This window comes from Methylobacterium sp. (assembly GCF_019750675.1).
In the GTDB taxonomy this organism is placed as follows: domain Bacteria; phylum Pseudomonadota; class Alphaproteobacteria; order Rhizobiales; family Beijerinckiaceae; genus Methylobacterium.
Window position 1 is genome coordinate 1 of the sequence record NZ_JAIEOF010000263.1, and the last position, 24222, is coordinate 24222.

At 68.0% G+C, this 24222-nt stretch carries 23 protein-coding genes and 1 pseudogene; 17 read left to right on the forward strand and 7 right to left on the reverse strand.

The features are described 5' to 3' along the window. Nucleotides 1-66: 66 nt before the first annotated feature. From K2X24_RS13430 to K2X24_RS13445, 4 genes are all read left to right on the forward strand, one after another. A complete protein-coding gene (locus K2X24_RS13430; protein ID WP_292498907.1) occupies nt 67-1362 on the forward strand; it encodes an arsenic transporter in 1296 nt (431 codons plus the stop codon). Between the two features lie 7 nt (nt 1363-1369). Further along, nucleotides 1370-2542 carry an MFS transporter gene (locus tag K2X24_RS13435; RefSeq protein ID WP_056355007.1) on the forward strand — a complete coding sequence of 391 codons (1173 nt, stop codon included), beginning with the start codon at nt 1370-1372 and terminating at the stop codon, nt 2540-2542. 109 nt (nt 2543-2651) lie between these two features. Beyond that, the gene (locus tag K2X24_RS13440) at nt 2652-3038 is read left to right on the forward strand and encodes a metalloregulator ArsR/SmtB family transcription factor (protein WP_056355010.1); all 387 of its coding nucleotides are present in this window, start codon (nt 2652-2654) and stop codon (nt 3036-3038) included. Further along, nucleotides 3035-4012 (forward strand): arsenic resistance protein, encoded by a 978-nt coding sequence (locus K2X24_RS13445; RefSeq protein ID WP_056355013.1) that lies wholly within the window; start codon nt 3035-3037, stop codon nt 4010-4012. The genes K2X24_RS13440 and K2X24_RS13445 overlap by 4 nt, the downstream gene beginning before the upstream one ends. A 127-nt stretch (nt 4013-4139) precedes the next feature. Here the strand turns inward: K2X24_RS13445 and K2X24_RS13450 are convergent, their stop codons facing one another. After that, nucleotides 4140-4553, reverse strand: coding sequence for a helix-turn-helix domain-containing protein (locus K2X24_RS13450; protein WP_056355016.1), 414 nt, complete (start codon nt 4551-4553; stop codon nt 4140-4142). A gap of 44 nt (nt 4554-4597) precedes the next feature. On the opposite strand from K2X24_RS13450, the gene K2X24_RS13455 reads away from it, so the two are divergent. From K2X24_RS13455 to K2X24_RS13510, 12 genes and pseudogenes are all read left to right on the forward strand, one after another. After that, nucleotides 4598-5035 carry a mercury transporter MerT gene (locus tag K2X24_RS13455; RefSeq protein WP_162239188.1) on the forward strand — a complete coding sequence of 146 codons (438 nt, stop codon included), beginning with the start codon at nt 4598-4600 and terminating at the stop codon, nt 5033-5035. 8 nt (nt 5036-5043) lie between these two features. Next, nucleotides 5044-5274 carry a GDCCVxC domain-containing (seleno)protein gene (locus K2X24_RS13460; protein ID WP_056355022.1) on the forward strand — a complete coding sequence of 77 codons (231 nt, stop codon included), beginning with the start codon at nt 5044-5046 and terminating at the stop codon, nt 5272-5274. 193 nt (nt 5275-5467) lie between these two features. Then, complete coding sequence (locus tag K2X24_RS13465) at nt 5468-5863, forward strand: hypothetical protein (RefSeq protein WP_056355025.1); 396 nt, start codon at nt 5468-5470, stop codon at nt 5861-5863. An 82-nt stretch (nt 5864-5945) separates the two neighbouring features. Continuing rightward, on the forward strand, nt 5946-6341 hold the full coding sequence (locus tag K2X24_RS13470) for a FixH family protein (RefSeq protein WP_056355028.1): 396 nt from the start codon (nt 5946-5948) through the stop codon (nt 6339-6341). Next, a complete protein-coding gene (locus K2X24_RS13475) occupies nt 6338-7843 on the forward strand; it encodes an efflux RND transporter periplasmic adaptor subunit (RefSeq protein ID WP_056355031.1) in 1506 nt (501 codons plus the stop codon). The genes K2X24_RS13470 and K2X24_RS13475 overlap by 4 nt, the downstream gene beginning before the upstream one ends. Beyond that, on the forward strand, nt 7840-11007 hold the full coding sequence (locus K2X24_RS13480) for a CusA/CzcA family heavy metal efflux RND transporter (RefSeq protein WP_292498916.1): 3168 nt from the start codon (nt 7840-7842) through the stop codon (nt 11005-11007). The genes K2X24_RS13475 and K2X24_RS13480 overlap by 4 nt, the downstream gene beginning before the upstream one ends. Before the next feature lie 16 nt (nt 11008-11023). After that, the gene (locus K2X24_RS13485; protein ID WP_056355038.1) at nt 11024-11500 is read left to right on the forward strand and encodes a DUF411 domain-containing protein; all 477 of its coding nucleotides are present in this window, start codon (nt 11024-11026) and stop codon (nt 11498-11500) included. 79 nt (nt 11501-11579) lie between these two features. Further along, a pseudogene (locus tag K2X24_RS13490) lies at nt 11580-12350 on the forward strand (cobalamin-binding protein); the annotation flags it as partial. 324 nt (nt 12351-12674) lie between these two features. Then, nucleotides 12675-13016 carry a hypothetical protein gene (locus K2X24_RS13495; RefSeq protein WP_056355041.1) on the forward strand — a complete coding sequence of 114 codons (342 nt, stop codon included), beginning with the start codon at nt 12675-12677 and terminating at the stop codon, nt 13014-13016. 84 nt (nt 13017-13100) lie between these two features. Next, complete coding sequence (locus K2X24_RS13500; protein WP_292498920.1) at nt 13101-13484, forward strand: hypothetical protein; 384 nt, start codon at nt 13101-13103, stop codon at nt 13482-13484. 151 nt (nt 13485-13635) lie between these two features. Further along, entirely contained in the window at nt 13636-13974 is a 339-nt protein-coding gene (locus K2X24_RS13505; RefSeq protein WP_056355047.1) for a type II toxin-antitoxin system RelE/ParE family toxin, read from the forward strand. 18 nt (nt 13975-13992) lie between these two features. Next, nucleotides 13993-15087: a HigA family addiction module antitoxin gene (locus K2X24_RS13510; protein WP_056355050.1), complete on the forward strand. Its 1095-nt coding sequence runs from the start codon at nt 13993-13995 to the stop codon at nt 15085-15087. 60 nt (nt 15088-15147) lie between these two features. On the opposite strand, the gene K2X24_RS13515 is transcribed toward K2X24_RS13510, so the two are convergent. The 3 genes from K2X24_RS13515 to K2X24_RS13525 all read right to left on the reverse strand — a co-directional run bounded on the left by K2X24_RS13515 (nt 15148) and on the right by K2X24_RS13525 (nt 18987). Beyond that, entirely contained in the window at nt 15148-16218 is a 1071-nt protein-coding gene (locus K2X24_RS13515; protein ID WP_056355301.1) for a murein L,D-transpeptidase family protein, read from the reverse strand. Between the two features lie 88 nt (nt 16219-16306). After that, the gene (gene lspA, locus K2X24_RS13520; protein ID WP_177232401.1) at nt 16307-16825 is read right to left on the reverse strand and encodes a signal peptidase II; all 519 of its coding nucleotides are present in this window, start codon (nt 16823-16825) and stop codon (nt 16307-16309) included. Next, nucleotides 16822-18987, reverse strand: a complete 2166-nt coding sequence (locus tag K2X24_RS13525) for a heavy metal translocating P-type ATPase (protein WP_056355056.1) — start codon at nt 18985-18987, stop codon at nt 16822-16824. The genes lspA and K2X24_RS13525 overlap by 4 nt, the downstream gene beginning before the upstream one ends. 117 nt (nt 18988-19104) lie before the next feature. Here K2X24_RS13525 and K2X24_RS13530 point away from each other — a divergent pair, with 117 nt between their 5' ends. Continuing rightward, nucleotides 19105-19506 carry a helix-turn-helix domain-containing protein gene (locus K2X24_RS13530; protein ID WP_056355059.1) on the forward strand — a complete coding sequence of 134 codons (402 nt, stop codon included), beginning with the start codon at nt 19105-19107 and terminating at the stop codon, nt 19504-19506. Nucleotides 19507-19871: 365 nt separating this feature from the next. Here the strand turns inward: K2X24_RS13530 and K2X24_RS13535 are convergent, their stop codons facing one another. Genes K2X24_RS13535 through K2X24_RS13545 form a run of 3 tightly spaced genes read right to left on the reverse strand, consistent with a single transcriptional unit; the run spans nt 19872 to nt 24215 of the window. Then, on the reverse strand, nt 19872-20213 hold the full coding sequence (locus K2X24_RS13535) for a hypothetical protein (protein WP_056355304.1): 342 nt from the start codon (nt 20211-20213) through the stop codon (nt 19872-19874). Nucleotides 20214-20218: 5 nt separating this feature from the next. Beyond that, complete coding sequence (locus tag K2X24_RS13540; RefSeq protein ID WP_056355062.1) at nt 20219-20929, reverse strand: hypothetical protein; 711 nt, start codon at nt 20927-20929, stop codon at nt 20219-20221. Nucleotides 20930-20957: 28 nt separating this feature from the next. After that, nucleotides 20958-24215, reverse strand: coding sequence for a CusA/CzcA family heavy metal efflux RND transporter (locus K2X24_RS13545; RefSeq protein WP_056355065.1), 3258 nt, complete (start codon nt 24213-24215; stop codon nt 20958-20960). Between the last annotated feature and the right edge of the window lie 7 nt (nt 24216-24222).

The window sequence follows — 24222 nt, forward strand, 5'->3', positions numbered from 1 at the left end:
GCGCACGGGCGCCGCGTCGCCACCGCCTGAGCCGTTCCAAGCCTCCAAGAACAAGAAACGGTCTCGATGCTTGCGCTTGCCATCTTCGTGGTCACCCTCGTCTTCGTCATCTGGCAGCCCAAGGGGTTCGGGATCGGGTGGAGCGCCCTCATCGGGGCCGCCGTGGCGCTCGCCACAGGGGTCATCAGCCCCGGTGACATCCCTGTGGTCTGGCACATCGTCTGGGACGCCACCTTCACCTTCGTCGCCCTCATCATCATCTCGCTGCTCCTCGACGAGGCCGGCTTCTTTCATTGGGCGGCGCTACACATCGCCCGCTGGGGCGGCGGCCGGGGACATTTGCTATTCCCGCTGGTGATCCTGCTCGGCGCGGCCATCGCGGCGGTGTTCGCCAATGACGGGGCGGCCCTCCTGCTCACCCCCATCGTGCTCGCCATCCTGCTCCGGCTGAACTTCAAGCCGGCGGCGGCGCTGGCCTTCATCGTCGCCTGTGGGTTCGTGGCGGACTCGACCAGCCTGCCGCTGGTCATCTCGAACCTCGTCAACATCGTCTCAGCGAACTTCTTCGACATCTCCTTCAGCCGATACGCGGCGGTGATGGTGCCGGTGAACCTCGTCTCGCTGACCGCGACCTTGGTGGTGCTGTGGCTGTTCTACCGGCGCGACCTTCCGGCCACGTACCCCGTGGCCGAGCTCGAAGCGCCCCGCCACGCGATCAAAGACCCGCTGGTCTTCAGGGCGGCTTTCCCGCTCCTCGGGCTGCTGCTGGTCGCCTACTTCGTGACGGCACCGTTCGGCGTGCCGGTCTCGGTGGTCACTTGCGCCGGAGCACTGGTCTTGCTGGCGCTGGCCAACCGCAGCCGCGTCATTCCCATCCGCAAGGTCCTGACGGGGGCCCCCTGGCAGATCGTCCTGTTCAGCCTCGGCATGTACCTCGTGGTCTACGGCCTGAAGAACGTCGGCCTGACCGACTACTTGGCGCAGGGGCTCTTCTGGCTCTCGGGCCATGGTCCGTTCGTTGCCACCATCGGCACCGGGTTTGCCGCCGCCATCTTGTCCTCGGTCATGAACAACATGCCGAGCGTGCTCGTGGGTGCGCTCTCCATCCAGCAGGCTCCGGATCTCTCGCCCCTGATGCGCGAGCTCATGGTCTACGCCAACGTCATCGGCTGCGATCTCGGCCCGAAGTTCACCCCAATCGGCAGCCTGGCGACCCTGCTCTGGCTGCACGTCCTCGACACCAAAGGCCAGCACATCACCTGGGGCCAGTACATGCGGGTGGGTCTGGTCATCACGCCGCCGGTGCTGCTCGTCACCCTCGCCGCCCTGGCGCTCTGGCTCCCCGTGCTCGGGGCTGGGTAGCGGACCGATGGCTCCGACGCGCCGCTGGCCCGTGATCTCGGCCCTGGGGGTCGTCCAGATCCTGACCTGGGGCTCCTCGTTCTACCTGCTGTCGGTGCTCGCCGCCCCGATGTCGGAGGATACGGGATGGCCCTTGGCGTGGGTCATCGGTGGCCTGTCCCTGGGCCTCCTCGTCGCGGGTTTGGTCTCGCCGCGCGTGGGAGCCTTCATCGGGGAGCATGGAGGCCGGCCCGTCCTGGCCTTTGCGGCCCTGGTCCTCGCCGCGGGCCTCGCCATCCTCGGCCTGGCTCCGAACCTTCCGACCTACCTGGCGGGATGGCTTCTCATCGGTCTGGGCATGGGCACCGGACTCTACGATCCGGCCTTCGCCACCCTCGGGCGCCTCTACGGCTCCGAGGCACGGAGCGCCATCACGACGCTGACACTCTGGGGCGGCTTCGCCAGTACGGTATGCTGGCCACTCTCCGCCTTCCTGATCGAGCAGGTGGGCTGGCGCGGGACCTGCCTCGCCTATGCCGGGCTTCATCTCGCGGTCACGTTGCCCCTCGTCCTTCTCGTGATCCCCCAGCAGCCCGTACGTATTGTTTCGCGATCGGAAGGCGTGATCCCTGCCATCCGGCTTGAGGGACGAGAGCGTCGTGCCTTCCTCCTCATGGCGGGGGTGCTGACCCTTGGGGGCACGGTCATGGCGTTGGTCTCGGTGCACCTCATCACCCTGCTCCAGGCCCGTGGCGTGGCACTCACCTCGGCCGTCGCCTACGGCGCCCTGATCGGGCCGGCACAGGTCGGGGCGCGCATCGTCGAGATGGCTGGCAAGGGCCGGCATCACCCTCTCTTGACCCTCTCCGCGGCGATGATCCTGGTAGCCATCGGGGTCGCGATGCTGGCGGCCGGCCTACCCTTGGTCGGGCTGGCGCTGGTCCTCTACGGGGCTGGCAACGGGATCTATTCGATCGCCCGGGGAACGGTGCCCATGGCCCTGTTCGGTCCCGAGCGCTACGCCCCGCTCGTCGGCCGTCTCGCCCGTCCAGGGTTGGTAGCGCAGGCGCTTGCGCCCTCCGTCGGAGCCGTTGTCCTCACCCACGCGGGCGCGAACGCCACCTACGCCCTGCTCAGCGTGCTCGCCGTTGCGAACGTCGCGCTTGCCCTGTCCCTCTGGCGTGTTCGGCCCGGAGGATAGAAAAGCGACGGCCGCCGCGGACGTCCGCCGCGGTCCCCAATTCGATCCTTGCCTTCGACGGATCCCGAGCCTACTGACGCTTAAACGATTCCATAACGGTTTAAGTGTCGTGAAAGAAAAGCAAGCGCTCGATGGCTTCGCAGCCATCGCGCAGGAGACACGCCTGCGCATCATCCGCCTCCTGGTCACGGCCGGGGCGAAGGGCATGGCGGCCGGCGCCATCACTCAGGCGATCGCCGGGGCCTCCGCGCCGCGCATCTCGTTCCACCTCGGCCACCTTGAGAACGCCGGTCTTGTGGAGAGCCGCCGCGAGGGGCGCTCCATCATCTACAGCGCGATCTTTCCGGCCCTGTCCGACCTTGTCGCCTTCCTCATGCGCGATTGCTGCGAGGGGCATTGCGAGGTCTGCGACCGCGCCATCGACCTGTTCGCCAAATGCACCGGCCGGCCCCAGCGGGTCGAGCAAGCCCCCAAGATAGTCTGCGAGGAAGCATGACAAACCTGCGCGACACCCTCGAAGGCCACCAGATCGCGATCTACTTCGTGGCCATCGGCGTCGCCGCTCTTACCGCCCTGACGCTGCCCGGAACGACGGCCCTGGAGGTCGGCATCAACCCAGCCCTGGCGCTAATGCTCTTCGTCACCTTCCTCCAGGTGCCCCTGCCTGAACTTGGGCAAGCCTTCACGCGAGTCCGTTTCCTGGCGGCGCTCCTGGTCGCGAACTTCGTCGTGCTGCCGATCCTGGTGGCCGGCCTGATCCGGTTCGTGCCTGCCGATCCCATGCTGCGGCTAGGGGTGCTCATGGTCCTGCTCACGCCGTGCATCGACTACGTCGTGACCTTCGCACACCTCGGTCACGCGGACGCCAAGGTGCTGCTGGCGTCCACCCCGGCGCTCCTGATCGCGCAGATGCTCCTTCTGCCCGTCTACCTGAACATCTTCCTCGGCGAGGACGCCGCCAGGTTCGTCCAGGTCGGTCCATTCGTGCACGCGTTCGTCTGGCTGATCGCCGTCCCTCTCGGGCTTGCCGCGTCGGTTCAGCATTGGGCCGGACGCAGCCTAGCCGGGCAACGGGTGTCCACAGGCCTCGGACTCCTGCCGGTACCCGCAACGGCCCTCGTCCTGTTCGTGGTGATCGCGTCCGTCCTGCCCCAACTCGGGCCCGCGCTCGACGATGCCATCCGGGTGGTCCCGATCTACGTCGCCTTCGCCGTGGCGGCACCGCTTCTGGGTTGGACGGTCGGGCGCGCATTCCGCCTTGATGCGCCCACCGTCCGCACCCTCGCCTTCAGCGCGGCCACCCGCAACTCCCTTGTGGTTCTGCCACTGGCGTTTGCGGTTCCGGGTGCCGTGCCACTCCTGCCCGCCGTCATCGTCACACAGACGCTGGTCGAACTCCTCGCGGAACTCATCTACGTCCGCCTCATGCCCAGGTTCGATGCCCCGGCATCCTCGCCGGTCGCCGCCTAGGTCGACGGTCGTTCCACGGACGAGCGGCTGCGTGACCCCGCATCGCCACCCGCTTCCGGCCTCTTGGGACCAAGGCAAGGACGACCGGCGGTCCCGTTCCACTGCTGTGTGTCGGAGGGGCCGGCTTTCACATCGGTGCATCGAGCATGTCGAGAACCGGGCAGGCCGGCGTCGGGGCGCCGCTGCACCGCTCCACGGTGTCGCTCAGGATGCGCTCAAGCCGCGCGAGACGAGCGAGCTTGGCGCGGACCTCGGAAAGGTGGGCGGCGGCGACGTCCCGGACCTCGCCACAGGACCGGTGCCCGGGCGCGGCCAACGCCAGCAGGGTTCGGATGTCCTCGATCCCGAAGCCCAATGCGCGGGCCTGACGGATGAACGCCAGGCGCCGGACATGAGCAGGATCGTAGGCCCTGTGACCGCCTTCCGTGCGGGCGGGCGGCGGCATGAGCCCGATGCGCTCGTAGTAGCGGACGGTCTCCAGGTTGATCCCGGCCGCCGCCGCGATCTGGCCAATGGAGAGACCTCGCGAACCCTTCGCCATTTTTCGCTTGATCCCGTAGTGGCTACGGGATGCAGGGTGGCACGATGATGATCGACACACCATCCATGACGCCTTCCGCACGACCCGCCTCAGGTCCGCGGGACGGCCTGCCGGTTTCCTCGGGAAACTGGTTCGCAGGGCTGGGCACGGTCGCCGGGCTGGGTGCCCTGGCGGCTTCGTCCTGCTGCGCCCTCCCGGTGGCGCTTGCCGGTCTCGGCGCGACAGGGGCGGTGTTCGGAGGGTTGGCCATGTTGGCGAGCATCCGGCCGATCCTGCTCGGCGGGGCCGCCCTGGCCCTCCTCATGGGTTGGGCGCTGTTCTTCCGTCACCGGGCGACGGCATGCGACATGGCCGAACCATGTGCTCGCACGGGGCCGTCATGGCATACCCCTGGCCTTCTCGGGCTTGGGACGGCGCTGGTCGGTTTGGCGCTCGCGTGGGAACCATACCTTGAGCCTGTCGTGCTCAAGGCGATGCGGTGAGGCCGACGATGCAGCTTCGGTCCACCCTGACCTGCCCGCACTGCGGTCATCGAGCGACGGAGACGATGCCGACCGACGCCTGCCAATTCTTCTACGAGTGCACCAGCTGCGGCACGCTTCTGCGCCCGAAGGCGGGCGACTGCTGCGTCTTCTGCTCCTTCGGCGACGTGCCCTGTCCGCCCATCCAGGAAGCGCGCGAGAACGGCGGGTCCGCATCCTGCTGCTCGGGGTCCTCCTGAGCTGCGGACCGGACACGAAGCTTACCCGCTTGGTCCAAGTCCGGGCAGGGTGCCGTGCTGAACGATCCGACCCTCGATTTAGCGTGTCCGAAGCCGTCGGGTGCATGGCTTCGGAGGTCCGAGCGCGAGACGTCCTGCGCGTCCCGTACTCCAGTCCCTTCCTCGCCGGTCTACGATGTGGCATCGTCCAAAGGTGACCTTCTGGCTCGCCCTTCGCAGGCTGCTCCCGCTCCTGGCGGTCCTCAGCCTCGCCCTTGCGCCGGTGACCGCATCCGCGGCCGCCGCGGGCATGCGCGCGCCGACGGCCGTTCAAGGTCACGCCATGGCGATGCCCGACGAGGCCATGGACGACATGGCCGGGATGGCCATGGACGAGATGCCGTGCTGTCCCAAGGAGCGGCCGGGCATGCCCGACTGCTCGAAGGGTTGCCCCCTGATGGCGCTCTGCCTGGCGAAGGTCGCCACCGGGCTGCCGGTCGCCGTCGGACTTCCGGGCCGCGTCGCCGGCGTCGAGGGGCCGACCTGGGGCGTCACTGCCTCCTTCGACAGCCTGTCGCAAGGGCCGCCCACCGAGCCTCCCCAAGCCTGAACCCGATGCCGCCGGCGCCTGCGCCGGCCGATCCCGCGCGCCTGAAGGCCCGGGTCCCATCGTTTTCAGGAGATCATCGACCGTGTCCAAGACATCGTTTTCGCGCGCCCTCACGGCTGCGCTGCTCGGCCTCGTCCTCACCGCCGCGGCCCGGGCCGACACCAAGGACTACGAATTCCAGCTGGTGAAGGACGAAGCCAAGCAGGGCGAGGCCATCCTCGACGTCCGCCTCGTCGACAAGCGCACGTCCAAGCCCGTGCCGAACGCCGTCATCTTCGCCAAGCGCATCGACATGGCGCCCGACAGCATGGAGGAGATGACCTCCAAGATCGAGCAACTGCCCTCGCCGGAGCCGGGCCTTTACCGGTTCAAGGCGAAGCTGACGATGGCCGGCGGCTGGCGCCTCTCGCTCGGGGCCAAGGTCCAAGGCGAGACCGGCACCGTCGAGAACAGGCTGGTGTTCAAGGCCACCAAGTGAGCCGGTCGGCTTGGGCGGCCGGGACCCTCTCCGCGCTCGCGGCGGGGGTTTTGGGGTATGGCGCGGGGCATGAGGGCAGCCCCGTGCCGGCGCTCGTCCAGCAGGCGCGGACCGGGTTCGCCCATTGGCTGCCGGGAACCCGGCAGCCCTCTTCGGTGCCCGCTCGGGTCCCGGCCAAGGCGACGGGACCGGTCGTCTACTACCAGGACCCGGACGGAAAGCCGGACTACGCCTCCGAGCCCAAGCGCACGGCGGACGGTCGAGACTATCGCGCCGTCCACGCGAGCGAGGAGGTGCGCTTCGACGAACCCGACGAGACGGAGGCAATGCCCGACGCCGGGCACGGCGACATGGCCATGGCTCAGGCCACGATGCCGGAGACGAGTGCCCGCAAGGTGCGCTTCTACCGCAACCCGATGGGTCTTCCGGACACCTCGCCGATTCCGAAGAAGGACTCGATGGGAATGGATTACCTCCCCGTCTACGAGGGCGAGGACACCGACGACGGCACCGTGAAAATCTCGCCCGGCAAGCTCCAGCGCACCGGGGTCCGGACGGCGGTCGTCGAGCGACGCGTCCTGTCGATGCCGGTGCGCGCACCTGGCGCCATCGAGGAGGACGAGCGCCGGATCTCGGTCATCGCGATGCGTACCGACGCCTTCATCGAGAAGGTCGAGGCCGTCACCACCGGCGACCACGTGCACAAGGGCCAGCCCCTCCTGCGCCTGTTCTCGCCGGAGATGAACGCGGCCGCCGCGCAGTACCTAACCGGCATCGGCTACGAGGGCGCCCGCCGGCGTCTTGAGAACCTCGGCATCCCGCCCGAGGTCATCGACGAGATCGAGCGATCCCGAAAAGTGCCCTCGACCATCACGTGGTCGGCGCCCCGCGACGGCGTCGTGGTCGAGCGCAACGTCTCGGACGGGATGCGCGCCAAGTCCGGCGACACCCTGTTCAAGCTCGTCGACCATTCCCGGGTCTGGGTCTTGGCCGACGTGACCGAACGCGACCTGGCGGCCGTGGCGGAGGGCCAGACGGCGACCGTGCGCGCCCGGACGTTTCCTGATCGCGTCTTCACCGGCGCGGTGACCCGGATCTACCCGCACCTCGCCATGGGGACCCGGACCGCCCGCCTGCGCATCGAGTTGCCCAACCCGAACGGCGACCTGCGCCCGGGCATGTTCGCCGACGTCGCCATCGCCACGGGCAGTGACAAGCCGGTGGTCGCGGTGCCCGATGACGCCGTCATCGATACCGGCATCAGGCAGGTCGTCCTGCTAGACAAGGGAGAGGGTCGCTTCGAACCGCGACCGGTCAGGCTCGGCGTCCGCGGCGACGGCTACGTCGAGATCCGCGCCGGCATCGCCGCGGGCGACCGCGTGGTGACCTCGGCCAACTTCCTCATCGACGCCGAGAGCAACCTGAAGGCGGCCCTCCAAGGTCTTTCCGAGCCGAAGCCCGATCCCGGGCCGCAAGCCGCCGCCGAGGGGAAGGCGCCATGATCGCCCGCCTGATCGCCTGGTCGGCGCGGAATCTGGTGCTAGTCCTGATCGGGACCATCTTCGCGGTCGGAGCCGGGCTCTACGCCCTGAAGACCCTGCCGCTCGACGCGATCCCGGACCTCTCGGACGTGCAGACCATCGTCTACACTGAGTACCCGGGCCAAGCTCCCCAGGTCGTGGAAGACCAAATCACGTACGTCCTCTCGACTGCCATGCTGACGGTGCCGCGATCCAAGGTCGTTCGCGGGTTCTCGTTCTTCGGGGTCTCGTTCGTCTATGTCATCTTCGAGGACGGCACCGACCCGTACTGGGCTCGCAGCCGAGTGCTCGAATATCTCAACACCGTGGCCAAGCGCCTGCCGGCGGGAGTAACCCCGACCCTGGGCCCCGACGCCACCGGCGTCGGCTGGGTCTACCAGTACGTCGTGGTGGCTAAGGAACGGACGCTGGCCGAGCTCCGCTCGCTCCAGGACTGGGTCGTGCGCTTCGGGGCGTCGCGTGCCGAGGGCGTGGCGGAGGTCGCGGGCGTCGGCGGCTTCGTGAAACAGTACAACGTCGTGGTCGATCCCAACCGGCTCCGTGCGCAGGGCATCACCCTGTCCAAGCTCCGGGACGCGATCCGGTCGAGCAATGCCGACGTCGGCGGCCGCACCGTCGAGCTCTCCGAGTTCGAGTTCGTCGTCCGTGGCCGCGGGTATCTCAAGAGCGTCGCCGACATCGAGAGCATCGTCCTGAAGACCGAGGCGGGCACCCCGCTGCGGGTGAAGGAGGTGGCTCGGGTCGAGCTCGGTCCCGACGAGCGCCGCGGCATCACCGAGATGAACGGCGACGGCGAGGTCGCCGGCGGGATCGTCCTGCAGCGGTTCGGGGCGAACGCCCTGAACGTCATCGAGAACGTGAAGGTGCGCCTTTCCGAAGTCGCCGCCAGCCTGCCCAAGGGCACGGAGATCCTGCCGGTCTACGACCGCTCGCACCTGATCGAGGCGGCCATCGAGACCCTCAAGGGTACCCTGATCGAGGAGAGCGTCATCGTCGCCCTCGTCTGCGTCGTGTTCCTGCTCCACGTCCGCAGCGCGCTGGTCGCGATCCTGATGCTGCCGGTCGGCATCCTGATGGCGTTCGCGGGCATGAAGGCCCTCGGGCTCGGGGCCAACATCATGAGCCTCGGCGGCATCGCCATTGCGGTGGGCGCAATGATCGACGCCGCCATCGTCATGATCGAGAACGCCCACAAGCACTTGGAGCGGGCTGACCCCGGAAAGTCCCGGGTCGAGATCCTCATCGAGGCAGCGAGCGAGGTCGGCCCCTCGCTGTTCTTCTCGCTTCTCATCATCACCGTGAGCTTCCTGCCGATCTTCACCCTGGAGAGCCAGGAGGGGCGCCTCTTCGGGCCGTTGGCCTTCACCAAGACATTCGCCATGGCGGCGGCGGCGGTGCTGTCACTGACCCTCGTCCCGGCGCTGATGGTCCTGTTCGTCCGCGGCCGGATCATCCCAGAGCACCGCAACCCGGTGAACAGGCTCCTCATCTGGGTCTATCGGCCCCTTATCGCCGGCGTGCTCCGGGCGCGCGTGTTGACGGTCCTGCTGGCCATGGTCGTCCTGGCGGCGACGGCATGGCCGGCGAGCCGGCTCGGCTCGGAGTTCATGCCCGACCTCGACGAGGGCACGCTGATGTACATGCCGACGACCCTGCCGGGCATCTCGGTGACTAAGGCGGGGGACCTGCTGGCGACCCAGGACAGGATCATCAAGTCCTTCCCCGAGGTGGCATCGGTCTACGGCAAGGCCGGTCGCGCCAACACCGCGACCGATCCGGCGCCGAGCGAGATGTTCGAGACCATCGTCAACCTGAAGCCGAAGGCGGAGTGGCGCCCCGGGGTCACGACGGCGAGCCTGAAGGCCGAGATGGACGCTGCACTCCAGTTTCCCGGGGTCTCGAACGCTTGGACCCAACCGATCCGCGCGCGGATCGACATGCTCTCGACCGGCATCCGCACCCCTGTCGGGATCAAGGTGATGGGGACCGACCTCACCGAGATGGAGAAGGTCGCCCGCCAGGTCGAGGCGGTGGTGAAGGCGGTGCCGGGCACGTCGAGCGCCTATGCCGAGCGCGTCCAGGGCGGCTACTTCCTCGACATCACCCCCGACCGCGAGGTGCTGGGTCGGTACGGGCTGACGGTCGGGGACGTGCAGGACGTCATCGCCATGGCGCTCGGCGGCGAGAGTGTCACCAACACGGTCGAGGGCCGCGAGCGCTACACCGTCAACGTGCGCTACCCACGCGCCTTTCGCTCCGACCCACGATCCATCGGCTCCGAGGTCCAGGCGCCCATCGCAGGCGGGGGTACGGTGCCGCTCGGCGAGGTGGCCAAGGTGCAGTTGAACCGTGGTCCGACCCAGATCCGGACGGAGAACGGCCGGCTCGCGGTCTTCATCTACGTCGACGTCGCCGGTCGCGATCTCGGGGGCTACGTCGCCGAAGCCAGGGCGGCGGTGACCAACGAGGTCAGTCTGCCGCAGGGCACACTCGTGCAGTGGAGCGGGCAGGTCGAGTACCTCGACCGGGCGACGGCCCGGCTGAAGGTCGTGGTCCCGCTGACGCTGCTGATCGTGTTTCTGCTCCTTTACCTGAACTTCCGGCGGCTCACCGAGACGTTCATCGTCATGCTGTCGCTGCCCTTCGCTCTCGTCGGCGGGGTCTGGCTGATGTGGTGGATGGGCTTCAATGTGTCGGTGGCGGTGGCCGTCGGCTTCATCGCGCTCGCCGGCGTCGCGGCCGAGACCGGCGTGATCATGCTGGTCTACCTCGATCATGCGTTGATCGAGGCGCGGGCTGAATGCGGTCGCGCTGGCAGGGCCTTCACCCGCGAGGGCCTGCGGCGGGCGATCATGGTGGGCGCGGTCGAGCGGGTGCGTCCGAAGATGATGACGGTTGTCGCCATCATGGCCGGGCTACTGCCCATCCTGTGGAGCACCGGCTCTGGCTCCGAGGTTATGCAGCGGATCGCGGTTCCCATGATCGGCGGCATGGTCTCGTCGACCATGCTGACCCTGGTCGTCATCCCGGCGGTCTACGGTCTCGTGAAGGGATGGAGCCTGCCCGAACCCGAGATGCCGACCGAATCCGTTGAAGTCGCCGAATTGCCCTTAGCGGCAGAGTGAGAACGGGAGACCGACCATGAACGAGACGATCATGACGACCCGGCGTGCCGCGATCCTGGGACTAGCGGCTTTGGTCGTCCCCGGGCACCGCGCTCTGGCACAGGACCTGCCGACCCTGTCCGTGACCAAGGACCCAACCTGCGGCTGCTGCGAGAGGTGGGTCGCCCACCTGCGGGAAAGCGGTTTCCCGGTGACCGTCACCGAAGGAGCGGTGAACCCGCTTAAGGTCCGCCTCGGGGTGCCGCGTGACCTTTCAGCCTGCCATACCGCCCAGGTTGGCGGCTACGTCGTGGAGGGGCATGTCCCGGCCGGGGCGATCAAGCGGCTGCTGGCCGAGAAGCCCAAGGGCACCGGACTGGCTGTCCCTGGCATGCCGACGGGTTCCCCCGGGATGGAGGTCGAAGGCATGGAGCCGGACACCTACGACGTCGTCCTATTCGGGCCGACCGGGCGGAGCACCTTTGCGCGCTATCGAGGCGGCGCAATTATCTGAGACGAAGCCGTGACCTCCGGGAGGGGAGGGTAAGCGTGAGGCCAGGGCGCGCCCGATGCACCTCATGCTATGGAGGCCCATGCGCCGCTTCCCGCCCGAACGCATCGTCTGCCTGACCGAGGAAACAGTCGAGACCCTGTATTTGCTCGGGGAGCAGGACCGCATCGTCGGCGTCTCCGGCTATGCGGTCCGTCCTCCACAGGTCCGCCGCGAGAAGCCGCGGGTCTCCGCTTTCACCAGTGCGGACATTCCGAAGATCTTGGCACTCGCGCCCGACTTGGTGCTGACCTTTTCGGATCTTCAAGCCGGTATCGTCTCAGACCTCATACGGGCAGGCATTGCCGTGCATGCGTTCAATCATCGGGACGTCGCCGGTATCCTTGCCATGATCCGCACCGTCGGCGCCTTGGTCGATGCCCGAGACAAGGCGGAGGCGCTGGCGCTCGGCTACGAGAACCGGCTCGCGCGGGTGGCTGCCCAGGCCCGGGGACAGGCGCGATTGCGCGTGTACTTCGAGGAATGGGACGAGCCCCTCATTTCGGGCATCGGGTGGGTTTCTGACCTGATAGACATCGCTGGCGGCAACGATGTCTTCCCGAACCTCGCCCGGCAGCCGGCCGCTAAGGACCGTATCGTGGCGCCGGAGGCGGTGCTGGAAGCCGCTCCCGAGGTCATCCTGGCATCTTGGTGCGGGAAGAAGGTTGTGCCCTCGCGCATCGCCGGGCGGTCGGGCTGGTCGGCCATCCCCGCCGTCGTGAACGGACGCATCGTGGAGATCAAGTCGCCCCTGATCCTGCAGCCCGGTCCTGCAGCACTGACGGACGGCCTCGACGCCATCCTGCAGGCATTGGGTCATCCGCTCCTGGATGACGACCCTTATCCGCTGTCTCCGGCCTTGGGTATCGCCGCCGCGCCGTGGCGCCTCACCGAGAGGCACCGCACGCAGCTTCTCAAGGTCCCGGATGAGGGATGGATCGAGGGCACTCGCCTCGACGCACGCTCGCTGGAGGTCCTCGTCCGGCGCGGATGGATCCGACGCGCGCACGCCGACCCCCTCGGGCGGGCGCGCCGCGACGGATACCAGCGGACGGAGGCGGCTAGGCTCGCGCTGGGCATTACGACCGCGCCACCCTAAAGGGTGGGCGCCCCTCATGCGTGGCGCGCGATCCTAGAAATGGTGGTGATGCCGCCGATGATGATGATGGTGGTGGCCCCAGCCATGGTGGTGATGTGGCCGGAAGTGATGATGGTGTCCCCAGCCGTGATGGTGACCTCTGCCGTAGTAGCCCCCGCCGTGGTGATGGTGATGCCGGCGATGGTGATGGTGATGCTGAACGTGACGCATCAGGCCAGGGCCATCCTGCATCGCGATGACCCCGCTCGGTGTCACCGGAGCGGCGGAAGCGGCGGTGCCGAACGTCAGGACGGCGAGGATCGACAGAGCGATCAAGGAAAAGGTGCGCGTCATGGGCTTTCCTCCTCAATGAGGAACGAACGCCCGGCGAGGTCTCCTTAATCCCGCCCCCGGTCCTGAGCCAACGGTAATGGCGACGGAAAGGGGCCCCGAAGGGCCCCTGGACGATCACATGCGGTGGTGGCGATGGCCGTGACCGTGGCGCATCATGTGGCCACGGCGATGGTGGTGATGGCGCATGCCGTGCCCACGATGGTGGTGATGGCGCATGCCATGGCCGCGGTGGCCGTGGCTGTCGTGCATGCGAACATCGACGATGCTGGTCGGGGCATCGACGGCGCCGACCATACCGGGAGCGGCGGAGGCAGGTGCGGCGATGCCGATGGCACCGAGCGCGGCCAGGGCGGCGACGGCGAACAGGGACTTCCTCATAGGAGCTTCCTCGTTGGTTGTTGCTGGATCGTCTTGGCCCCGGGCCGGACCGGCGAACGGCCCATCGGGAGCGACGAGGAACGGCTTCGCTTCGAGGAGGGTTCCGCGGATGCGCAGTCTCCCGATGGTCATGGATAAGGAAGGCTTGTCCCTGACTTACCGCGATGTCGGCGTTGTTCGTCCGCGAGGCGGATCCCGGGTTCGAACGGAGTGGCCATGCGTCTGCGACCGTGTTACCTATTGGGTAACGTAGTGCGGAGCATTACCTTGCGGGTAACGGATTGGTGCGATGCAGATCCGTTTCCGGTCTAGGCGCCTGGGGAAGGCGCTGTCGGACCCGAAGGAGATGGCGAAGGCCTACGGGGACAGGGCGAAACCGATACGGAAGCGGCTGGACGTGTTGGGGCAGGCGGCCTGCCTCTCGGACGTTCCGACGGAGCCACCCGTCCGCCGGCATCAACTCGGCGGTAACCGGGACGGCCAACTCTCGGTCACGATCAAGGACAACTGGCGTATCGTCTTCGTGCCCGACCACGACCCGGTGCCCTGCCTGCCTGACGGCGGGCTCGACACGGGTCAGGTCACGGCGGTCGAGATCATCGAAATCGTCGACTACCATGGCAACTGAACGGCGGAGACCAAGGGGATGACGACGCAGGAAGCCTGGACGCCGCAATGGGCGACCCATCCCGGCGAACACCTCGAAGAGTACATCCAGGAGCGCGGCTGGTCCCAGGCCGAGTTCGCCCGCATCGCCGACATGACGCCCAAGCTAGTCAGCACGATCATCAACGGCTCCAACCCGGTCACGCCCGAGACCGCACTGAAGCTGGAGCACGTGCTCGGCCTCAAGGCCTACATCTGGACCGGCCTCCAGGCGAACTGGGACCTGTTCCAGGCTCGGCAGCGGGAGCAGGAGGCGGCCGTGCGGGAGGCCGAATGGCTCAAGGGGTTCCCTATCAGGGAACTGAAGGCCTGTGGTCGCCTTCCCCAGACCAACGACCCCGGCAGGATCATGGACGGTCTGCTGGGCCTCCTCGGGATCGGGGGACCGCACGCCTACGAGGCGAAGCTCGGTTCCCTGGCCGTGCACCACCGCAAGGCGAGGACCGGCACCACCTCGCCCCACCACATGCTGTGCTGGCTGATGCTGGGCGAGGAGAAGGCGCGCCGGCTCAGCCTGCCGGCCTACGATCCGGGGCGGTTCAAGCAGGGATGCGCAGAGATCCGTTCGCTGACCGTGGAAATGCCTGAGACCTTCGAGCCGCGCATGCTCGAAATCTGCCATGCGTCCGGCGTCGCCCTAGTGTTCCAGAAGCCCCTAAGCAAGACCTGCGTCTTCGGATCGGCGCGGTGGCTGAACGACGACCGTCCCATGATCCAGATGTCGCTGCGCATGAAGAGCAACGACCATTTCTGGTGGACCTTCTTCCACGAGGCGGCGCACATCAGCCTGCATCGCGGAATGAATTTCGTCGACGACAAGAACGGCGAGGACAACGACGTCGAGGCCGAGGCGGATGCCTGGGCCGAGGAGATGCTGGTCGGGCGCGAGCGGATCGATGCCTTCGCCACCACATGCCCACGGACGAAGCAGGAGGTCGTGACCTTCGCCGACGAGGTCGGGCTTCATCCGGGCATCGTGGTCGGCATGCTGCAACACCGACGCGTCCTCGCATTCAGCCACCTGAACGACCTGAAGGCACGTTTGGGATGGGCGGACGAGGTCGCCGCCGCCTGAGTGCGCGGGGCATCGGTCAGGCCGCCTCGGTCATGGGGGCGCTGATGGCCGACAGGCCCATCACCTCCGCCCGTCCCCCGCCGCGGCGAAGGTCTCAAGCAGGCGCCGACGCTCAGCCACGAGAATGCTAGTCCCCGGCGGCTTGGGCGCTGCCGTGCTCCGTACCGGCTCCCGCCTTCCGACGAGCGCGACCGGCCCCTGCGCTGGCATGTCCACCTCTCGCGGGCCTGATGCCAGGGCTTCGGGTCGGCTTACCTCGCCTAGTCCGTTGCCGGCAGCCATCATGGTCTCGCGGAACGCCCGGTGCTGACCGCCGTCCTCGTACACCAGCCGGACCGCCGACGTTCCGCTCGCCACGAGGGCGGCGACCTGCCGCTCGTCGTCCGCCTGCTTCCGGGCGACCGCGTCGGCGGCGGGGGCGTCAACGCCCGCATCGAACGCGTAGCGTCCGCCCGCCACGTCGACGGCCGGTTCCGCCCCCGTGACCTCGAACCGGTCCGACCCTTCCTTGAGGTTCCTCCAGAAGGCCATGTTCGGGTCCTGCCGGTGCCGGGCGAGGTTCTCCGGGGTCATGCGGAACGGGTAGGACTGGAACTGGACGGCTCGCTGCCCGCCCGCGAACGCCTCGCGGACGACGGCGTAAAGCTCCGAGATCGCCTCGTCCGTCATCGCGAAGCAGCCCTGGGACGAGCACGAGCCATGGACCATCAGGTGCGTCCCCGTGCGCCCCAGGGAGCGGTCGTACGCGTTCGGGTAGCCGAGGTTGAACGACAGGTAGAGGCTGGAATTCGCGTTCATGGACTCCGGCGTGATCGCGTAGAAGCCCTCGGGGGCCTGTCGGTCGCCCTCCCGGGTCTTGGGCCCGAGCTGACCCGACCACCGGCACATCGGATACGTCTTCAGCAAGGCGTACCTGCCGTCCGCTCCGCGCTTCCAAAGCTCGATCTCGGACTCCTTCTTGTAGGCCCGCATCAGGATCGGGTCGGCGGAAGACACACCCTTGGTGGACATCAAGGCCAGGGTCTCAGGCGGGATGGGCGCGAGGTGGCGGGTCGAGCCAGCGTACCGTCCGTCCTGGCAGGCGGACAGCGCCGACAGGAGAGCCAACCCGAGCGTGATCTTCTTCAGCATGTCGGCCTCGACGGTATCTGTGTCCGAGCCTGGGCCCGGGAGGGGCATGACGGGTTGCCGTGGCCACGGTTCGGCGGGATCGGGGCTATCATGAGGTCAATTCCCCGGCATCGGGATGCCGCCGGCGCGTTCGGAAGCCGTCGATGAGCAGCAGGACGACGCCCAGGGAGATCCAGGCATCCGCCAGGTTGAAGGTGAACCAGCGCATGCCGCCCATGTGCAGGTCGAGGTAGTCGGTCACGGTCCCATCCATGAACCGGTCGATGAGATTGCCCGCGGCGCCGCCTGCCATCGAGGCGAGCCCGAGGCGTTCGAGCCCGCTTCCCGCTGCCACGGCACAGCCGGCGATGAGGCAGGTAAGCGTGCCCTGGATGCCAAGAAGAAGGGTCAGGGAAGACGGATCGCGTGCCGGGAACAGGCTGAAGCTGATGCCGTGGTTGAACGACAGGCTCAGGTCGACGAAGGGCAGGAAGCCCTGGACCCCACCCTCGGCCAGCCAACTCTCGGCCGCCGCCTTCGCGGCGAGGTCGATGGCCGCGGCGGCCACCAGGATGGCGCCCACCGTCGCGACCCGGCGGGCCAGTCCCTCGGATGGGGTGGTCATCATGCCCTCAGAAGGCGGAGCGCGTTGGCCGTCACCAGGACGGTCGCACCGGTATCCGCCAGGATGGCCGGCCACAGCCCGGTGATGCCGGCGAGCGTGGTCACGAGGAACACCGCCTTCAGTCCGAGTGAGATGGCCACGTTCTGATGGATGTTGCCGAGCGTGGCCCGGGACAGCGCCACGAGGGCGGCGACGTCGGACACCCGGTCGTTGAGAACGGCGGCATCGGCAGTCTCCAGCGCGGCATCGGTACCGCCGCCCATGGCTATGCCGACGTTGGCTGCGGCAAGCGCGGGGGCGTCGTTGATGCCGTCGCCGACCATTGCCACAATCCCCAATTCCTTCAGGGCATTAACCTCGGCGAGCTTGTCCGCAGGTAGAAGATCGGCCCGGGCGGTGAGCCCGAGGCCCCTTGCGATGGCCTCGCCGGTACGGCGGTTGTCGCCCGTCAGCATCACGCACTCGACGCCGAGCCTGCGCAAGGACGCGATGGCGGCGGTCGCATCCTGTCTGGGCTCGTCCCGGACCGCTATGGCGCCGAGGGCCTCGCCGTCCCGGACCACGATGACCGCGGTCTTGCCTGCTTCCTCCAGCGCCGCCACGGTCCGCTCGGCCTCGTCTCCGAGGGGGGCCAGCGTCGCCGCGTGGCGGGGGGAAGCCACCACGACGAGCCGTCCTGCTACGGTGGCCTGGACGGCCTTACCGGGCACCGCCCTGGCGTCACGCACCGGCCGTAACGGGATGCCGTCCACCCCCGCGCGTTCGATAAGAGCTCGGGCGATGGGGTGGCTTGACCCCGCCTCCACCGCCGCTGCCAGCCCGAGAAGGGCCCGGTCCGTCATGCCCGTGGCGAACGGCAACACGTCCGTGACGAGCGGCCGACCGACCGTGAGCGTCCCGGTCTTGTCGAAGGCGACGGTTCGAACCCGCCCGATGGTCTCAAGGGCGGCGCCACCCTTCACCAGAAGTCCGCGACGAGCCCCGGCGGCCAGCCCGGAGGCGATGGCGGCGGGAGTCGAGAGGACGAGTGCGCAGGGGCAGGCGATGAGGAGCAGAGCCAATCCACGATAGATCCAGGTGCTCCAGTCGGCACCGAGCAGGAGGGGCGGCCCAAGCGCGGCCAGCGCGGCGAAGGCGAACGCCACCGGGGTGTAGACGGCGCTGAAGCGGTCGATGAAGCGCGCGGTCGGCGACTTCGACGCCTGCGCCTCCTCCACCATATGCAGGATGCGGGCGACGGTGTTGTCGGAGGGCATCCGGGTCACCCTGACCTGCAGGGCGCCGTCCGCGTTCACGCTGCCAGCGTAGACCGCGTCCCCGATTTCCTTTGGCCGGGGGACGGATTCCCCCGTGATGGGGGACTCGTCGAGGCTCGACGACCCGTCCGTGATCTCACCGTCGGCGGGCACGCGGTCGCCGGGGCGGACCAGCACGGTCTGCCCGATCCGAAGGGCGGCAGCCGGCACCTCGCGCACGATACCGTCCTCCTCGATCAGGCGCGCCGTCTTCGGCACGAGGCCTACGAGCGCCTTGATGCCGGCCCGGGATCGGCCTGCCGCGAAGCCTTCGAGCATCTCGCCGACCGTAAACAGCAGGACCACGACCGCGGCTTCCTCGGCGGCATGGATGGCGAGCGCGCCGACCGTCGCAACCGACATCAGCATCTCGATGGAGAAGGGCGAGCCATTGCGCGCCGCAGCGATGGCCCGGCGTCCGTAGAAGGCAAGCCCAAGGAGCGCCCCGGGCCAGTAGGCGTACTCGCCGACCAGCGCAGGCTGGGCTTGATCCAGTAGGAAGCCCACGGCGAACAAGGCTGCGATGGCAATGGCTAGGAGCCCCTTGCGGCTGCGCCAGGCGGGGGGCTCCGCCTTCTCGTCCTCGACCGAAAGGATATCGGTCCCGGACGAATGGGCATGGGCGAGGTCGGCTGCCGTGGGCAGGGAGGCGACGCCGTAGCCGAGGCCGGCGATCCGCTCCTCAAGCGCAGCCCGGGGCGTCGCGCCCTCATCAAGCACGAGGTCGAGGACCTGGGCCGTGTAGTTCACGCGCACGTCGCCGACGCCGGGGAGGCGGGTCACCGCCGTCTCGATCTTGGCCGCGCAACTCGGGCAATCCATGCCCTTCACGCGGTAGCGCAGTGCGGCGGCTGCGGGGATCTTCCCCATGGTTCCTGTCCCCGGCATGGCATGCTCCGTCGGCCCGGGCGTCGCGCCGGGCGGTGGGACCCCCTATGTGCACCCTGTAGCAACTACAGGGTCAAGACCGTGGCGAACGCATCCTCCATGACCATCGGCGACTTGGCGGCGGCGACGAACACCCGTGTCGAGACGGTCCGGTGGTACGAGAAGGTGAAGCTCCTGCCGAAACCCGCGCGGTCGGCGGGCAACTATCGCCTGTACGGCCCGGAGCACCTGCGTCGTCTGAGCTTCATACGGCGTGGCCGGGACCTCGGCTTCACCGTGGACCAGATCCGCGAGCTTCTGGCTTTGGCCGACGAACGCGGCCGGTCCTGCGCCGAAGTCGACACGATCGCGCGTGCGCACTTGGCGGAGGTCGAGCGGAAACTCTCGGACCTCACCAGGCTCGCCCGTGAGCTGAGCGACGTCATCGGTCAGTGCAAATGCGGCTCGGTCGCAGACTGCCGCATCATCGAGGCCTTGTCGCCTCACGGCGACCTGGCCTGAGCGGGGGACCGACCAAATCGGGGCACCGGCGGATGGAGACGGCCGAGCCGGCGTCAGCCCGATGGGGGTGATCGCCCATCGGTCCAGCGGCGCTCACGTCATGGAGCCAAGGAGATAGAGCAGGATCCAAACGCCAGGAACGAGGAGCAGCACCCAGGCGAAGGAGCGTAAAGCCGCCTTGCGAACGTGCGGCCGCACCCGCCGCCGACGCCGTGGATTGCCTCGCCCCCAAACATTCTCATTTCGCGCAGCCTTCTTGCCGGCCATTGGGCATTCCTAAGTCCGGGGACCTACCTGGCACTTCGAGGGCGGCCGTACCGCCCCGCCCCCTGTTGTCTCCCCACCGTGTCGATTCCGGAGCCTTGCTAGAGGGTCTGTTGCGTCCTCAGGTGCCGGTAAAGGGCATGCACGGCGTCCATGTAGTCGAGGGAGGGACTTTTCCGGCAAAACGCCCGGAGGAAGTTCGCCTGCGCGCTCAGTGGCATCGAGGCCGGCGCCAAGTCGAGGCCCTCGTCGATGCCTTCGGGTGCCCGTATCAGCGCCCCGCTCATGAACCCCTGGGCCCAGGCGAGGTAATCCCGCTCCCTCTCCGGCGCTTCCCCGATGTCATGGATGAAGCGCGCGCAGGTGGATGCGCCGATGCCCACGATCTTCGTGGCCGGCGCCTGCGCCAGGATCACGAAGACGCCCGAAAGCACAGCCGGCATCGCCATCATCGTCCGTTACCATCGGGATCGAGGAGCCTGGAAGCGTGCACGCCGGCCGGATGGCCGGTCATGGCCTCGTGGGTGGCCGAGCATCCCGCGTAGCGCCCGCCCTGGGAAACCATCAAGAGGCGCCGGTCCCCCGAAGCCGATGTCCGGACCGCCAGGAAAGTCCGAGCCGCAGGCCATGCGACGGTTCCCGGAGCGTCACCCTCCCGCGGCGTTCCATGGCGTTGAACGCCTTCCTGGAGGATGGCGGCGTAACGGGCCGGGAGTTCCACGTCGGAGAAGGGGCGGCTGAGCCAGATGACTTGCTGCAGGCCCTCGTCCTTGCAGACCTCCAGGACGACCCGGTCGGTGTCCCGTCCGGCCGAGGGGGGACGGTCATGGAAGTAGATCAGGGCGGTGATGTTGCCTTCCCGGTCCACCATCGAGGGTTTTGGTACCTCCGTCAGCGGCCCCCACGAGAGCCCGAACGGCGCTTCTTCCGGCTTGGCCGGCTCGGGGGTATCCATCGCCATGGTGCCCGGCTGTCCGACCTGGCAAGGACCGGCGTGCCCTAGGGAATAGCCGCAGGGTTCGGGCACGGAGACCGTCGGGGACGGCATGAAGCCGCTTCGCAAGGGAAAACGGCCGGGGATCACGCAGCTTTGGTCGCTCGCCGCGGAGGTTCCGCCCATTCCAAGGAAGCAGGCGAGGAGCAGCGCGGCGACGTTCATGGCAGGGCTCCGTCCGGTGGGGGCTGCCTCACTCCGCCGCGACCTCGACCTGGTGCCTCGCTTGGCCGGCACCAACCGGCCGGGCGCCCCCCGACGGCAGGACCGCTCCGGCAAAGCGTGCGTACAGGGCCGGCAGGACGACCAACGTCAGCAGGGTCGCGCTGATGAGGCCTCCGATCACCACGGTGGCGAGCGGCCGTTGGACCTCGGCCCCCGTCTCGGTCGCCAACGCCATCGGTACGAACCCGAGGGACGCCACCAAGGCGGTCATCGCCACCGGTCGGAGCCGGGTCATCGCGCCTTCGAGGATCGCCTCGCGCCGGGGCTTCCCCTCCGCGATGAGCTGCTTGATGTACGTCAGCATCACCAAGCCGTTGAGGACCGCCACCCCCGACAGGGCGATGAAACCCACCGCCGCGGGCACGGAGAACGGCATTCCCCGCAGCCACAGGGCGGCGATGCCGCCGGTGAGCGCCAGCGGCACCGCGCTGAACACGAGTAAGGCGTCCTTGGCCGAGTTCAGGGCCGAGAACAGAAGCAGGAAGATCAGGAAGAAGCAGACCGGCACGACCACCATCAGTCGCTGGCGGGCCGAGGCCAGGTTCTCGAATTGTCCGCCCCAGGTCACGTAGTAGCCGGCCGGAAGCTGCACCCCGGACGCGACCTTGGCCTGCGCCTCGGCGACGAGCGAGCCGATGTCGCGGCCCCGGACGTTGGCGGTGACCACGACGCGGCGCCGACCATTTTCCCGCGAGATCTGGTTCGGGCCCTCGGTGACAGAGAAGCTCGCCACCTGCTTCAGGAGCACGGAGGAGGCCCGCCCATTGGCGCCCGGGGGCAACGGAACAGGGATGTTCTCCAGGGCCTCGCGGTCCTCGCGAACCTTGTCGTTCAGCCGCACGACGATGGGGAAGCGGCGATCCCCCTCGAACACCATGCCGGCCTCGCGGCCGCCGATGGCCGCCCCGATGACGTCTTGGATTGCGGACGTGCTCAGGCCGAGGCGCGCGGCCTCGGTCTTGTTGATCTTGATCTCCAGGAACGGCAGGCCGGCCGTCTGCTCGACCTTGACGTCGTCGGCCCCCTCCGTCCCGCGCAGGATCGCGGCGACTTGGTTGGCGGTCTTGAGCATCGGCTCGAACTCCTCACCGAACACCTTTACGGCAAGGTCGCCGCGGGTGCCGGCCAGGAGCTCGTTGAAGCGAAGCTGGATGGGCTGGGAGAACTCGTAGACATTGCCGGCAAGCGACCCCAGGGCCTTCTCGATCTGCTCCTGCAAGTCCGCCTTGGACAGGTCGGGGTCGGGCCATTCCTCCTGCGGTTTCAGAATGACGAAGGTGTCGGACGAGCTCGGTGGCATGGGGTCCGAGGCGACCTCGGCGGTGCCGGTCTTCGAGAAGACGTAGGCGACCTGGGGGAACCGACTAACGGCCTGCTCGACCTTCAGCTGCATCGCCTGCGACTGGGTGAGCGAGGTCGACGGGATGCGCTGGGCGTTCAGCGCGATGCTCTTCTCGTCGAGCTGCGGGATGAACTCCTGCCCGAGCTTGGTGAACAGGAACCCGGCCCCGACGAGCAGCACCAGGGCAACCGCGACGAAAGTCATCGGGACCCGCAGGGCGGCACCGAGGACCGGACGGTAGGCGGCTTTGATCCCGCGGATGAGGACGTTGTCCTTCTCCGTCACCTTGCCGGTGATGACGATGGCGATCATCGCCGGCACGAAGGTCAGCGACAGGACGAAGGCCGAGAGAAGGGCGATGATGACGGTGAGTGCCATCGGCTCGAACATCTTGCCCTCGACACCAGTGAAGGTGAGGAGCGGCACGTAGACGAGGATGATGATAGCTTGCCCGTAGAGGGAGGGCTTGATCATCTCCTCGGCCGAGGCCCTCACCGTGACGAGGCGCTCCTCCAGTTCGAGCTTGCGCCCGAGCTCCCCCTGCCGCTCCGCCAGGTGGCGCAGGGCGTTCTCGGTGATGATGACGGCCCCGTCGACGATTAAGCCGAAGTCGAGGGCGCCGAGGCTCATCAGGTTGGCGCTGATGCGGCCCTGGACCATGCCGGTCATGGTCATCAGCATCGCGACCGGGATGACGAGGGCAGCGACGATGGCCGCGCGGATGTTGCCCAGCAACAGGAACAGGATGACGACGACGAGGGCCGCGCCCTCGGCCAGGTTCTTCGCGACGGTCCTGATGGTGGCCTCGACGAGGACCGTACGGTTGAGCACGGTCTGGACCTGGATGCCGGGCGGTAGCGTGCGCCGGACCTCGGTCATGCGAGCGTCGACGCCGGCCGCCACGGTCCGGCTGTTCTCGCCGATGAGCATCAGGGCGGTGCCGATCACCACCTCGCGCCCGTCCTCGCTGCCGGAGCCGGTGCGCAGGTCGCGCCCGATCCGAACCTCTGCGATGTCGGAGATGCGGACCGGCACGCCGCCGCGCGTCGTCACTACGACGGAGCCGATGTCCTCCATGGTCTCAAGGCGGCCGGCGGCGCGCACTACGTAGCCCTCGCCGTTGTCCTCAAGGTAACGTGCGCCTTGGTTGGCGTTGTTGGCCTCCAGCGCCCGGGCGATGTCGGCGAAGGACAGGTCGAGGGCGGTGAGCTTCATCGGGTCGGGCTGGACGTGGTACTGCTTGTCGAAGCCGCCGATGCTGTCGACGCCGGCGACCCCCGGCACGGTCTTCACCTGGGGGCGGATGATCCAGTCCTGAACGGTGCGCAGGTAGGCCGTGCGCTCCAGCTCGGTCGTGAGCCGCTGGCCCTCGGGGGTCAGGTAGCTTCCGTCCGACTGCCACCCGCCCTTGCCGTCCGGGGAGACCTTGCGCTCCTCGGGCTTGGCGTAGTGGATGGACCACATGTAGATCTCGCCCAGGCCGGTCGAGATCGGGCCCATGTGGGGCTCTGCCCCGGGCGGCAGGGTCGACTTCGCCTCGTTGATGCGCTCCGCCACCTGCTGCCGGGCGAAGTAGATGTCTAACTTCTCGGAAAAGACCGCGGTGACCTGGGAGAACCCGTTCCGCGAGAGCGAGCGGGTGTATTCCAGGCCCTTGATCCCGGCGAGGGCGGTCTCGACCGGATAGGTCACCTGCTTCTCGATATCGACCGGCGAGAGCGACGGCGCCGTGGTGTTAATCTGCACCTGGTTGTTGGTGATGTCGGGCACCGCGTCGATGGGGAGCTTGGTCAGCGAGAAGACGCCGAAGCCGGCGGCGAGAAGCGACAGGAGCACCACGAGCCAGCGCTGGTGGACCGAGAAGTCGAGGATCTTCGAGATCATGTCCGCG